General features: G+C 47.3%; 9 protein-coding genes, 2 tRNA genes and 2 rRNA genes. 2 read left to right on the top strand and 11 right to left on the bottom strand.

The annotated features are described in order from the left end of the window. Nucleotides 1-85 precede the first annotated feature (85 nt). The 11 genes from AOT11_RS08785 to dusA form a co-directional block, all read right to left on the bottom strand. A 23S ribosomal RNA gene (locus AOT11_RS08785) occupies nucleotides 86-2973 on the bottom strand. A gap of 282 nt (nucleotides 2974-3255) precedes the next feature. Then, a tRNA-Ala gene (locus tag AOT11_RS08780) sits at nucleotides 3256-3331 on the bottom strand. A 9-nt stretch (nucleotides 3332-3340) separates the two neighbouring features. Beyond that, a tRNA-Ile gene (locus AOT11_RS08775) sits at nucleotides 3341-3417 on the bottom strand. Between the two features lie 62 nt (nucleotides 3418-3479). Further along, nucleotides 3480-5022 (bottom strand): 16S ribosomal RNA (locus AOT11_RS08770). The 16S and 23S rRNA genes sit together here with 2 tRNA genes alongside, the layout of an rRNA operon. Before the next feature lie 518 nt (nucleotides 5023-5540). Continuing rightward, the gene (locus tag AOT11_RS08765) at nucleotides 5541-6317 is read right to left on the bottom strand and encodes a phosphoadenylyl-sulfate reductase (protein ID WP_017419678.1); all 777 of its coding nucleotides are present in this window, start codon (nucleotides 6315-6317) and stop codon (nucleotides 5541-5543) included. After that, nucleotides 6310-8046 (bottom strand): assimilatory sulfite reductase (NADPH) hemoprotein subunit, encoded by a 1737-nt coding sequence (gene cysI, locus AOT11_RS08760; RefSeq protein WP_017419677.1) that lies wholly within the window; start codon nucleotides 8044-8046, stop codon nucleotides 6310-6312. Before cysI ends, AOT11_RS08765 begins: the two co-directional genes overlap by 8 nt. Then, nucleotides 8046-9917, bottom strand: a complete 1872-nt coding sequence (locus tag AOT11_RS08755) for an assimilatory sulfite reductase (NADPH) flavoprotein subunit (RefSeq protein ID WP_017419676.1) — start codon at nucleotides 9915-9917, stop codon at nucleotides 8046-8048. The genes cysI and AOT11_RS08755 overlap by 1 nt, the downstream gene beginning before the upstream one ends. 93 nt (nucleotides 9918-10010) lie before the next feature. Further along, on the bottom strand, nucleotides 10011-10241 hold the full coding sequence (locus AOT11_RS08750) for a hypothetical protein (protein WP_011079375.1): 231 nt from the start codon (nucleotides 10239-10241) through the stop codon (nucleotides 10011-10013). A gap of 148 nt (nucleotides 10242-10389) precedes the next feature. Further along, nucleotides 10390-11052 (bottom strand): TIGR04219 family outer membrane beta-barrel protein, encoded by a 663-nt coding sequence (locus AOT11_RS08745; protein WP_017419674.1) that lies wholly within the window; start codon nucleotides 11050-11052, stop codon nucleotides 10390-10392. A gap of 97 nt (nucleotides 11053-11149) precedes the next feature. Continuing rightward, entirely contained in the window at nucleotides 11150-11368 is a 219-nt protein-coding gene (pspG, locus tag AOT11_RS08740) for an envelope stress response protein PspG (protein WP_017419673.1), read from the bottom strand. A 158-nt stretch (nucleotides 11369-11526) separates the two neighbouring features. Then, entirely contained in the window at nucleotides 11527-12507 is a 981-nt protein-coding gene (gene dusA, locus AOT11_RS08735; RefSeq protein ID WP_017419672.1) for a tRNA dihydrouridine(20/20a) synthase DusA, read from the bottom strand. Between the two features lie 293 nt (nucleotides 12508-12800). Between dusA and zur the strand changes: the two genes are divergently transcribed. Both zur and AOT11_RS08725 read left to right on the top strand, forming a co-directional pair. Continuing rightward, nucleotides 12801-13250 carry a zinc uptake transcriptional repressor Zur gene (zur, locus tag AOT11_RS08730; RefSeq protein ID WP_011151269.1) on the top strand — a complete coding sequence of 150 codons (450 nt, stop codon included), beginning with the start codon at nucleotides 12801-12803 and terminating at the stop codon, nucleotides 13248-13250. 25 nt (nucleotides 13251-13275) lie between these two features. Next, complete coding sequence (locus AOT11_RS08725; RefSeq protein ID WP_011079371.1) at nucleotides 13276-13737, top strand: chemotaxis protein CheX; 462 nt, start codon at nucleotides 13276-13278, stop codon at nucleotides 13735-13737. Nucleotides 13738-13765 lie beyond the last annotated feature (28 nt).

Below are 13765 nucleotides of genomic sequence, written 5' to 3'. Positions count from 1 at the left end.
TTCTTAAAATTCGGAAAGCTGTTTGCGTTCTCTACACATTCAATTCGTTCTTGCTTTGAGTCCATCAAAACCCTTTGGGTGTTGCATGGTTAAGCCTCACGGGCAATTAGTACAGGTTAGCTCAACGCCTCACAGCGCTTACACACCCTGCCTATCAACGTTCTAGTCTCGAACAACCCTTCAGGATACTTAAAGTATCAGGGAAGACTCATCTCAGGGCTCGCTTCCCGCTTAGATGCTTTCAGCGGTTATCGATTCCGAACTTAGCTACCGGGCAATGCGTCTGGCGACACAACCCGAACACCAGAGGTTCGTCCACTCCGGTCCTCTCGTACTAGGAGCAGCCCCCTTCAATCTTCCAACGCCCACGGCAGATAGGGACCGAACTGTCTCACGACGTTCTAAACCCAGCTCGCGTACCACTTTAAATGGCGAACAGCCATACCCTTGGGACCGACTTCAGCCCCAGGATGTGATGAGCCGACATCGAGGTGCCAAACACCGCCGTCGATATGAACTCTTGGGCGGTATCAGCCTGTTATCCCCGGAGTACCTTTTATCCGTTGAGCGATGGCCCTTCCATTCAGAACCACCGGATCACTATGACCTGCTTTCGCACCTGCTCGAACCGTCATTCTCGCAGTTAAGCGGGCTTATGCCATTGCACTAACCTCACGATGTCCAACCGTGATTAGCCCACCTTCGTGCTCCTCCGTTACTCTTTGGGAGGAGACCGCCCCAGTCAAACTACCCACCAGGCACTGTCCGCAACCCCGATTAGGGGCCAACGTTAGAACATCAAACATACAAGGGTGGTATTTCAAGGACGGCTCCAACGCAACTGGCGTCACGTCTTCAAAGCCTCCCACCTATCCTACACATGTAGGTTCAATGTTCAGTGCCAAGCTGTAGTAAAGGTTCACGGGGTCTTTCCGTCTAGCCGCGGGTACACTGCATCTTCACAGCGATTTCAATTTCACTGAGTCTCGGGTGGAGACAGCGTGGCCATCATTACGCCATTCGTGCAGGTCGGAACTTACCCGACAAGGAATTTCGCTACCTTAGGACCGTTATAGTTACGGCCGCCGTTTACCGGGGCTTCGATCAAGAGCTTCGCTTACGCTAACCCCATCAATTAACCTTCCGGCACCGGGCAGGCGTCACACCGTATACGTCATCTTACGATTTTGCACAGTGCTGTGTTTTTAATAAACAGTTGCAGCCACCTGGTATCTGCGACTCTCGTCAGCTCCATCCGCAAGGGACTTCACCATCAAGAGCGTACCTTCTCCCGAAGTTACGGTACCATTTTGCCTAGTTCCTTCACCCGAGTTCTCTCAAGCGCCTTGGTATTCTCTACCCGACCACCTGTGTCGGTTTGGGGTACGATTCCTTACAATCTGAAGCTTAGAGGCTTTTCCTGGAAGCATGGCATCAATGACTTCACTACCGTAGTAGCTCGACGTCGTGTCTCAGCCTTAAGAGTGTCCGGATTTACCTAAACACTCAGCCTACGCACTTGAACCTGGACAACCGTCGCCAGGCCCACCTAGCCTTCTCCGTCCCCCCATCGCAATTGTAAGAAGTACGGGAATATTAACCCGTTTCCCATCGACTACGCTTTTCAGCCTCGCCTTAGGGGTCGACTTACCCTGCCCCGATTAACGTTGGACAGGAACCCTTGGTCTTCCGGCGGGGAGGTTTTTCACCCCCCTTGTCGTTACTCATGTCAGCATTCGCACTTCTGATACCTCCAGCATGCTTTACAACACACCTTCAACGGCTTACAGAACGCTCCCCTACCCAATGTTCATAGAACATTGCCGCAGCTTCGGTTTACAACTTAGCCCCGTTACATCTTCCGCGCAGGCCGACTCGACTAGTGAGCTATTACGCTTTCTTTAAATGATGGCTGCTTCTAAGCCAACATCCTAGCTGTCTAAGCCTTCCCACATCGTTTCCCACTTAGCTGTAATTTGGGACCTTAGCTGGCGGTCTGGGTTGTTTCCCTCTCCACGACGGACGTTAGCACCCGCCGTGTGTCTCCCGGATAGTACTTACTGGTATTCGGAGTTTGCAAAGGGTTGGTAAGTCGGGATGACCCCCTAGCCTTAACAGTGCTCTACCCCCAGTAGTATTCGTCCGAGGCGCTACCTAAATAGCTTTCGGGGAGAACCAGCTATCTCCGAGTTTGATTGGCCTTTCACCCCTAGCCACAAGTCATCCGCTAATTTTTCAACATTAGTCGGTTCGGTCCTCCAGTTGATGTTACTCAACCTTCAACCTGCCCATGGCTAGATCACTCGGTTTCGGGTCTATATCCAGAGACTATGGCGCCCAGTTAAGACTCGGTTTCCCTACGGCTCCCCTAGATGGTTAACCTTGCCACTGAATATAAGTCGCTGACCCATTATACAAAAGGTACGCAGTCACACCACGAAGGTGCTCCTACTGCTTGTACGTACACGGTTTCAGGTTCTATTTCACTCCCCTCACAGGGGTTCTTTTCGCCTTTCCCTCACGGTACTGGTTCACTATCGGTCAGTCAGGAGTATTTAGCCTTGGAGGATGGTCCCCCCATATTCAGACAGGATAACACGTGTCCCGCCCTACTCGATTTCACTGAACATGCATCGTCAACTACGGGACTATCACCCTGTATCGTCGGACTTTCCAGACCGTTCGTCTAACACATGTAAAGCTTAAGGGCTAATCCAATTTCGCTCGCCGCTACTTTCGGAATCTCGGTTGATTTCTTTTCCTCGGGGTACTTAGATGTTTCAGTTCTCCCGGTTCGCTTCATTGAGCTATGTATTCACTCAATGATACTGGCTTATGCCAGTGGGTTTCCCCATTCGGAAATCGTAGACTCAAGTGGCTGTTACTGCCTCATCTACGCTTATCGCAAGTTACTACGTCCTTCATCGCCTCTGACTGCCAAGGCATCCACCGTGTACGCTTAGTCACTTAACCATACAACCCCAAAGGGTCTTTGTTAAACAACCAAAGTTGCTATCTCATTATTTGAATGAGCGAGATAGCGTTGATTTTGCCGGACTCAATTTCGAATAGTCACTTAAAAGTGACATTCCCAAGAACACTTGAATGTGTTTGTTGGTGTTTGTCTTAAAGACAAACATTGAGAACTTTACAAACAACAATAAATTGTTGTTTTGTCAGCTTTCCAAATTGTTAAAGAGCAGATTTTCTAATGAAAACCATTTTTAAAGATTCTTAAGGAAAAACCCTTAAAGATGGTGGAGCTATGCGGGATCGAACCGCAGACCTCCTGCGTGCAAGGCAGGCGCTCTCCCAGCTGAGCTATAACCCCATCGTTGAGTGGTGGGTCTGAGTGGACTCGAACCACCGACCTTACGCTTATCAGGCGTACGCTCTAACCACCTGAGCTACAGACCCACTAGATGCTCTAATCTAAACCGTATCAATCTGTGTGAACACTCATCGCAATAATCATCGTATAAGGAGGTGATCCAGCGCCAGGTTCCCCTAGCGCTACCTTGTTACGACTTCACCCCAGTCATGAACCACAAAGTGGTGAGCGTCCTCCCGAAGGTTAAACTACCCACTTCTTTTGCAGCCCACTCCCATGGTGTGACGGGCGGTGTGTACAAGGCCCGGGAACGTATTCACCGTGGCATTCTGATCCACGATTACTAGCGATTCCGACTTCATGGAGTCGAGTTGCAGACTCCAATCCGGACTACGACGCACTTTTTGGGATTCGCTCACTTTCGCAAGTTGGCCGCCCTCTGTATGCGCCATTGTAGCACGTGTGTAGCCCTACTCGTAAGGGCCATGATGACTTGACGTCGTCCCCACCTTCCTCCGGTTTATCACCGGCAGTCTCCCTGGAGTTCCCGACATTACTCGCTGGCAAACAAGGATAAGGGTTGCGCTCGTTGCGGGACTTAACCCAACATTTCACAACACGAGCTGACGACAGCCATGCAGCACCTGTCTCAGAGTTCCCGAAGGCACTCCAGCGTCTCCGCTAGATTCTCTGGATGTCAAGAGTAGGTAAGGTTCTTCGCGTTGCATCGAATTAAACCACATGCTCCACCGCTTGTGCGGGCCCCCGTCAATTCATTTGAGTTTTAATCTTGCGACCGTACTCCCCAGGCGGTCTACTTAACGCGTTAGCTCCGAAAGCCACGGCTCAAGGCCACAACCTCCAAGTAGACATCGTTTACAGCGTGGACTACCAGGGTATCTAATCCTGTTTGCTCCCCACGCTTTCGCATCTGAGTGTCAGTATCTGTCCAGGGGGCCGCCTTCGCCACCGGTATTCCTTCAGATCTCTACGCATTTCACCGCTACACCTGAAATTCTACCCCCCTCTACAGTACTCTAGTCTGCCAGTTTCAAATGCAGTTCCGAGGTTGAGCCCCGGGCTTTCACATCTGACTTAACAAACCACCTGCATGCGCTTTACGCCCAGTAATTCCGATTAACGCTCGCACCCTCCGTATTACCGCGGCTGCTGGCACGGAGTTAGCCGGTGCTTCTTCTGTCGCTAACGTCAAATGATAGTGCTATTAACACTACCACCTTCCTCACGACTGAAAGTGCTTTACAACCCGAAGGCCTTCTTCACACACGCGGCATGGCTGCATCAGGCTTGCGCCCATTGTGCAATATTCCCCACTGCTGCCTCCCGTAGGAGTCTGGACCGTGTCTCAGTTCCAGTGTGGCTGATCATCCTCTCAGACCAGCTAGGGATCGTCGCCTTGGTGAGCCCTTACCTCACCAACTAGCTAATCCCACCTGGGCATATCCTGACGCGAGAGGCCCGAAGGTCCCCCTCTTTGAGCCGAAGCTATCATGCGGTATTAGCCATCGTTTCCAATGGTTATCCCCCACATCAGGGCAATTTCCCAGGCATTACTCACCCGTCCGCCGCTCGCCACCCGAGAAACAAGTTTCTCTGTGCTGCCGCTCGACTTGCATGTGTTAGGCCTGCCGCCAGCGTTCAATCTGAGCCATGATCAAACTCTTCAATTAAAAGTTTTTTGAAGCTTTCGCTTCGGCTCAATGAATACTGAATAAATTGACTGTGCCGATACTTAGTATCGTTTTGGTCACTCAGTTCATTGATAAATCTTTTGGATTATCATCAACGAGTGCCCACACAGATTGATAGGTTTATATTGTTAAAGAGCTTTCTTCTTTTGCGAATCACATCACTTCGGAAGAGGCGGCCATTCTAGCGAGATAATTTTCAGTGTCAAACACTTTTTCAAAATTATTTCATTTTTCTTTCTGGCCTATCGAACAAGCTTGAAACCCTTGTGAGCCCTCGCCCTGTCGATGAGGTGGCATTATAGAGATCCCGCTCACATTGGCAAGTGTTATTTTGAGAAAATTGCAAAAACAAAGCTTAAACGAACAAAATCCATTCAAAGCGCCATTTATCCAACTTTACCCAAAACAAACCAACAAAATACCCACAAAGTTATCCACAAAGCCCGTTTTGCAGCTAAATAAAAGACCGCATCTGCGGCCTTTTAGCTTCTCTATTATTAAATACCAGAACCATCTTGTTCATTATCTTCTTCGTGAAGACCACACTCACGCTTCAAGCCAAAGAAACGAGTTTCTTCTTCACTCATCCCTGGCTCCCATTTTTGGGTTGTATGCGTATCCCCGACAGAAAGATAGCCCTGATCCCAAAGGGGGTGATATGAAAGACCGTGTTCTTTTAAATAGTAGTGTACGTCTTTGTTACTCCAATCCACTACAGGTAAAAACTTAAACACACCATTTTGTATCGAAAGAATAGGTAGACCGGCTCGGGATTGAGATTGCTCTCGACGTAACCCGGAAAACCAGGTTTTAACATTGAGCTCATTCAGTGCCCGACGCATAGGTTCGACTTTATTAAGCTTATTGTATTTCTCTATACCTTCTATACCTTGCTCCCACAGTTTGCCATATCGAGCTTCCTGCCAGTTTGCACTCTCATTCGCTCGGTATACTTTGAGATTTAGGTTTAGAGATTCAGTTAACTCATCAATAAATTGATACGTTTCAGGAAATAGGTAGCCCGTATCGGTCAAAATGACGGGAATATCGGCTTGCTGCTTCGATACCAAATGCAGCATGACAGCCGCTTGAATCCCAAAACTCGACGAAACAGCGTGTGCCCCTTCTAAATTTTGCAGAGCCCAAGCGACCCTATCGTGAGCTGACAGCATCTCTAACTCAACGTTGATTTCGGCAAGGCGGAGACTTTGCTCCGCCTTGGTTAACGTGAGCAATTCTGATAGCTGCAGCGTTGAAGCAACAGAATCAAGCATAGAAATCCCTTTTAGAAATGATGACCTCTTCAACAATGCCAGCACGTATAGTGAAATCACCAAAGCATTCGCCATCCAAACGCTCTTTCGCCCAACGGCCAACAAGCGCATCAATTTCATCTAATATTTGCGTGTCGGTGATGTTCTCTTTATACATCTTCGGCACTCGTGTACCACCACGGTTGCCACCAAGATGGAGATTGTAACGACCTGGCGCTTTACCAACTAAGCCGATTTCCGCCAACATTGCACGGCCACAACCATTCGGACAGCCCGTGACTCGCAAAATGATGTTGTCTTCTTTATCTAGGCCATGCTTGTCCAGAATACCTTCTACATCGGTAACAAACTGAGGCAGGAAGCGCTCTGCTTCCGCCATTGCTAGCGGGCAGGTAGGGAATGCCACACACGCCATCGAGTTCTTGCGCTGCTCGCTAACGCCGTCATCCATCAAACCGTGCTCACGCGCCAACTTCTCTATTTTGGCTTTGTTGCTCTTAGAGACACCAGCCACAATTAAGTTTTGGTTAGCGGTCATACGGAAATCACCTTTATGAATTTTAGCGATTTCTGCCACACCTGTTTTCAGGGGTTTGCCGGGATAATCGAGTAGACGACCATTCTCAATAAACAGGGTGAGATGGTGCTTACCATCAATCCCTTCAACCCAGCCAATGCGATCGCCGCGCTCAGTGAACTCATACGGACGACTGGTTTCAAACTTAATCCCAGCACGCTTTTCCACTTCCGCTTTAAAGACATCTGTACCCACACGGTCCAAAGTGTACTTGGTTTTGGCATTTTTACGATTCGAGCGGTTACCCCAATCGCGTTGCGTCGTGACGACAGCAGCAGCCACATCCAGTGTTTTCTCTAGCGGAATGTAGCCAAAATCATCAGCACGACGTGGGTAAGTCGACGTATCACCATGTGTCATCGCCAAACCACCGCCCACCAACACGTTAAAGCCAATCAATTTGCCATTTTCAGCAATCGCGACAAAGTTAAGATCATTGGCATGAACGTCCACATCATTTTGTGGAGGGATCACGACGGTCGTTTTAAACTTACGCGGTAAGTAGGTTTTACCTAGGATCGGCTCATCATCTTCCGTGGTTTCCACTTTTTCACCATCTAACCAAATCTCTGCATACGCTTTGGTTTTAGGCAGCAAATGCTCACTGATTTTTTTCGCCCATTCGTAGGCTTCTTGATGAAGTTCCGATTCAACCGGGTTGGTTGTACACAACACATTACGGTTAACATCACCCGCCGTCGCAATCGAATCAATACCAATGCTATTTAGTGTCTGATGCATTAGCTTGATGTTCGGCTTAAGTACACCGTGAAACTGGAACGTTTGACGCGTGGTCAGACGAATACTGCCATAAAGCGAGTGCTCGGTAGCAAACTTGTCAATCGCTAACCATTGTTTGGGCGTAATGATACCACCCGGCATACGTGCACGTAGCATCACGTTATGTAGAGGCTCAAGTTTCTGTTTTGCGCGCTCGTTACGAATATCACGGTCATCCTGCTGATACATACCGTGGAAGCGAATCAACTGGAAGTTATCCGCGGTAAATCCGCCTGTGATTCGGTCTTGTAGATCCTGCTCTATCGTGCCACGTAGGAAGTTACTCTGCGTTTTAAGACGTTCGTTATCAGACAACTTTCCTAATTCTTCGCCTAATACAATCTGCTTATTATTTTCAATAGAAAAAGTCATTAGTACACATCCCTTTGATAACGTTTTGCTTTACGTAAGTCGTTAATAAATTCTTCTGCGTCATCGCGTGACATCTTACCTTCTTGTTCTGCCACAGCGACGAATGCCTGATGAACATCTTTTGCCATTCGGTTCGCATCGCCACAGACATAGAGATAGGCGCCTTCTTGAATCCACTGCCATACTTGCGCTGCATTTTCTAAGATGCGTTGCTGTACATAGACTTTCTCTGCTTGGTCACGACTAAAAGCGACATCGAGTTTTGTCAGCAGGCCAGATTTCAGATACTTCTGCCACTCAACCTGGTAGAGGAAATCTTGTGTAAAGGTACGATCACCAAAGAACAACCAGTTTTTGCCTTCAGCACCGCGGTTATCACGCTCTTGGATGAAACTGCGGAAAGGCGCAATACCCGTACCAGGTCCAACCATGATGACTGGGACATTATCGTCTACTGGCAACTTGAAGTTATTGTTGTTCTCTACAAAGATGTTTACTTGCTCACCTTCTTCTAGACGTTGGGCTAAATAACTGGAGGCTCCACCAAAGCGTTGTTCGCCTTTGAACTCATACTCTACTAGCCCTACTGTAAGATGGACTTCTTCATCCACTTCCGTTTGGCTCGAGGCAATGGAGTACAGCCTTGGAGTAAGGCGACGCAGTAGTCCCACCAACTCCTCTGCCGTAAGTTTGGTTTGCTTTTCCGCTAACAGATCCACAAGCTGCGTATTACCTGCGTACTCGCGCAGCTTGTCTTTCTCTTCCACCAGTTTTAGCAGCTTTTTGCTACCGGAAAGCAGGGCAAACTTTTCCACTTGTTGAGGATTAGAAGAGGTAATTTCAAACTTACTCACCAAAGCACTGTGAATAGAGAGACTTTCACCGTCCACATCAATGCTTTCTACTCCAGATAATCCCACTTTGGCTAGCACTTGATTGGCTAACTCACCACTGTTCTCAAACCACACCCCTAAGGCATCTCCCGGCTGATAAGTGATGCCTGAGCCAGCGAGATCGATTTCTACATGACGAACGTCTTTACCAGAATCTCGGCCTGTGATTTTTTGGCTGGTCAGTAGCGTCGCAGCATAAGGGTTTTGCTTAGTATAGAGAGCATGTCCTGCTGCCAATTGCGCGACTGGCAATTGAACCACGTCAGCTTCAACTCCCGCAGACAACGCATCCTTTACTTTTTCTAGCGCCTGTTTACGCCACTGTGCTGCCGATGCATCATAATCAACATCACAATCGACACGCTCGATGAATGGCGTCGCACCCAGCTTGGTAAGATAGGCATCGAAATCTTTGCCCGTCTGACAGAAAAACTCGTAACTTGAGTCACCTAAACCAATCACACCGTATTGTAGGTTTGGCAACTTCGGTGCTTTCTTCGATTGCAAGAACTCATGCAATTCGATGGCATTATCTGGCGCTTCACCTTCACCATTGGTGGACGCGACAATAATGACATGAGTTTCATTGGCTAAGTTTTTACCTTTGTAATCGCTCGCGTCAAATAACTGAACAGCAATACCTTCTGCTTTGGCCTCTTGTTCCAGCGCTTCAGCAACCCCTTTGGCGTTGCCGGTTTGAGACGCAAAGATAATCGTCAGTTTTCCTGCGGGTTTAGCAGCCACAGCCGAAACCGCTTGAGCGATAGGCGTGACAGCGGATGGCGCGGCACTTTGCGACAATCCCCAAAAGTAGCCACTCACCCAAGCCAATTGCTGCGGTGATAAATCTGAAATCTGCTGTAATAGATTAATTTGTTGATCGTTGAGTGGGCTAGCTAAGCCAGCCAATCCTGATGGAGTAGTGTTTCCTGATGACACTTTCTTTTGAGAAGACATAGTCACGACATCCCTATTCATTGCGTGACGATAGATTAACCACTCTTTTTAATAACAAGAAAGAATAGAAGTGAATGTTTTATAACTTTTTGGAAGTAAGCAAAGCCTGAGAGATCAGCGGGTTTCCACTCTGACTTGTTGAAAGCCGACCGCCATTGCGGATTTGGACGCTTCATCAAGATCTTGATACTGGCACTCTTCGCCATGGCTGTCTGTCAGCAAAACAAAGCCACCTCTCGCATGGCGAAACTCCACCACCCACGCCCCCTCCTGTATTGAAGGTTCAATGATCGCCTCAACCAACTGCTTCTCTCGATATAAGTTTCTTAACTCGGTAATGGTCATACACGGTCCCTGTCTGACTTTTGATGATGACATCAATAAGCATGGACGAATTTGCCACCAATGCGAATTATTTGCCGAGTTTTATAGATAAGAGATATAAAAAAAGGCCGCTTATAACTTAGCGGCCTTTTCAAATTCTCATTGGTGATTAAAAGCGATATTGCGCGCCTAAAAACCAGCCATGGGCGAAGATAAATGATTTACCCAAAGAGGAAGCAAAAGCATCGGCTTCCAAGTCAATCACGCGGTAACCCGCACGTAAAGCCACTTCCGACCCCTCAAAAGGCAATCGATACTGCATGCCTGCCATCAAATCTGTACTCTTGATGCCTTTGTTGTTACCAAAGTTCATCTCACCAATCACATCAAAATTGGTTTTTGGTACGTTAATTTCACCGTAGCCATACCAAGCCCAAATCATCTCATCAAACGAAGACTCGCCTGCGGCTAAGTCCGCAACATTGAGATACTTGGTGTTGCTCAAATCGCTGAAGGTGATACCCGCATCAAAGTGCATCAAATCGTGCTCAAGCAAATTAAAGTAAAGCGTTAGATCCAGCTTATCGAATGCCATGTAATCGGCATCAACCGAAGTGTAACGCACACGCATGTCTGGCAAATATTTTACTTCATGCTCAATCGATGCGTAATAGGTCCCAGTGGCGGCACGATCACGGTCAACTTCATTGACTTTCGTTTTCACATTCCAAAATTCGGCGCCTACCGTGGTTTCCACACTGGCTTGGCAGGTCGCAGAAAACAGGCCTAATGGTGCCAATAGTGCACAAATGGTAGCGATTTTATTACGCATGAGAGTAATACTCCGATTTTACTGAGTTAACCTTGGATGAGCTGAGCGGCGATCCTATCACAATCTCAGCTCACACACTCAACAAAATCCGCTCCAATTACGATTTGTATCTGGGCTGCGCGACCACATGCTTAAAAAACCAGATAGCCACGGCGATAACAATTAACCAAGGCAATAACTTCAAAACAAACCCAAGCATACCGAGCAAAATCATCACCACCAGCGCAATACCTGTTGCAGCAAACACCGTCATCATTGTAATCCCCGTCACCAACAAGGTTGCTGCGAAAACCAAAACAAAAATCAGCTCTAACATCATCTATCTCCTTTGTTTTCTTGTAAGGAGCAGAATCTGTACCAACTTTTAAAAATTAAGTAACCATATAAAAAATAAAGAAAAAGCCCTTAAGCATAAAAGCTAAGGGCTTCAAGATAAAGAGTGGATTGGTAATTTTTACCACCTAGTGGTGAAATTTACACATCCAGTTCTTGCGGTATTTTGGCTAAAGCCTGCTGTAACACCTCAATACCAGAGCCTGGCTTGTGAGCATTCTCACTGATATGACGACGCCATTGACGTGCACCTGGCATGTTTTGGAATAGCCCTAGCATGTGACGAGTCATATGACCAAGGTAAGCACCATTGGTAAGCTGCTGCTCGATGTAAGGATACATTTCTTCCACGATCTGACGTCGCTTCTTAATTGGCGATTGGCTACCAAACAACTCTTGGTCCACTGACGCGAGTAAGTAAGGACTTTGATACGCTTCACGACCGATCATCACGCCATCTAGATGCTGTAGGTGTTCTTTCGCTTCTTCTAAGGATTTCACGCCACCGTTAATTGCAATTGTCAAATGCGAAAAGTCTTTCTTCAGTTGGTAAGCTCGTGGGTAATCCAGTGGTGGGATCTCACGGTTTTCTTTCGGGCTTAGACCACTCAGCCATGCTTTACGCGCATGGATAGTAAACTGTTCGCAGCCACCTTTTTCAGAAACCATGGAGACAAAGTCAGTGAGAAACTCGTAAGAGTCTTGGTCATCGATACCAATACGGGTTTTCACCGTCACCGGAATATCGACGACCTCTTTCATTGCAGCGACACAATCCGCAACCAATTGAGGCTCAGCCATAAGACAAGCACCAAAACGTCCATTCTGGACGCGATCTGACGGGCAACCGACATTCAGGTTCACTTCGTCGTAGCCTCGCTCTGCTGCCAACTTGGCACAAATGGCGAGATCTTGAGGGTTTGAACCGCCCAACTGCAACGCGACAGGATGCTCTTCTTGGTTATAAGCAAGAAAGTCCCCTTTCCCATGAATAATCGCTCCAGTCGTAATCATTTCGGTATAGAGCAAGGTTTCTTTCGTCATCAAGCGATGAAAGTAACGACAATGGCGATCGGTCCAATCGAGCATAGGAGCGACAGAAAGACGACAAGAGTGAGTCATAAGTATTTACCTTAACAACAAAGGAGCCGAAGCAATCCGCATAAGTAACGGCGCAAAGTGCTGATATTTTGCACGGTTAATTATTCGGGTTGGCTTCATATCAAAATTTTGGTCCGATATTGTAATGGTTCATGTCGGGATGCGCTACACTCGCTTTACCTGAGTCAGGTTTCGTTTTATTGTTGGGCGAACACTGACCGTTTGTGACAAAGATAAAAGCTTATTTGGATTTTTATCGGTTTCTCAACGATCTTCGTATAGAAATAGTTTATTATTAAGAAAGTCCAATCATTATGGTGAAAGCTTTGGACCAGACACTAGTTGAGCAAATAGAAGGCATATGTTCGGCACGAGGAGTCCGACTGACTCCGCAACGTAAGCGAGTTTTTGAACTCATTTGTTCAAACTCAAGAGCCTCCAGCGCTTATGAATTACTGGAGCAGCTCAAGGAGAGCGAACCTCAAGCCAAACCTCCTACCGTCTATCGCGCTTTGGAATTTTTAATGGAGCAGGGCTTTATTCATCGGGTTGAATCGACCAACAGTTTTATCTCCTGCTGCTCTTGCAACGCGAACCAACATTTTTTCCAATTACTTATTTGTGATAAATGTGGGGATGTCGTTGAACTTCAGGATGATACACTGATATCCTTGTTGGCTAATAATGCTGAGAAATACGGCTTTAAATTGACCAATCAAGTGATCGAAACTCACGGTACCTGTAAAACTTGTCTCTCAGAGTGAAAGAATAAAGATATAGAAGAACGTTATGCGCGCTGAATTTGTAAACCCGTTTTTAGCATCTCTAATGAATGTTCTAAAAACGATGGCTTCACTGGAATTGAAGCCTCAGAAACCACGAATCAAAAAAGATGAGATTGCCCGTGGTGATGTTTCTGGCCTTATTGGTATGGTCGGGGCGCAAACACGCGGCTCGATGTCAATTACCTTTGATGAAGGGCTTGCGCTCGAAATCATGCAGAACATGCTGGGTGAGCGACCAAATGGATTGAATGAAGAAGTAACCGATATGGTGGGTGAAATCACCAATATGGTTACTGGTGGAGCAAAACGTATTCTCGCTGAAAGTGGCTTTGATTTTGATATGGCGACACCCGTTGTGGTCTCAGGCAAAGGACACACGATTCGCCACAAGTGCGAAGGCTCGATCATCATCATGCCGTTTTCCTCTCAGTGGGGTAACGCTTTCATCGAAATCTGTTTCGAATAATCAATAAATGAAAGGTTGGCTTGGTCCA

It is taken from the genome of Vibrio vulnificus NBRC 15645 = ATCC 27562 (genome assembly GCF_002224265.1).
Lineage (GTDB): Bacteria > Pseudomonadota > Gammaproteobacteria > Enterobacterales > Vibrionaceae > Vibrio > Vibrio vulnificus.
This window is presented reverse-complemented; position numbering and strand designations above follow the sequence as displayed.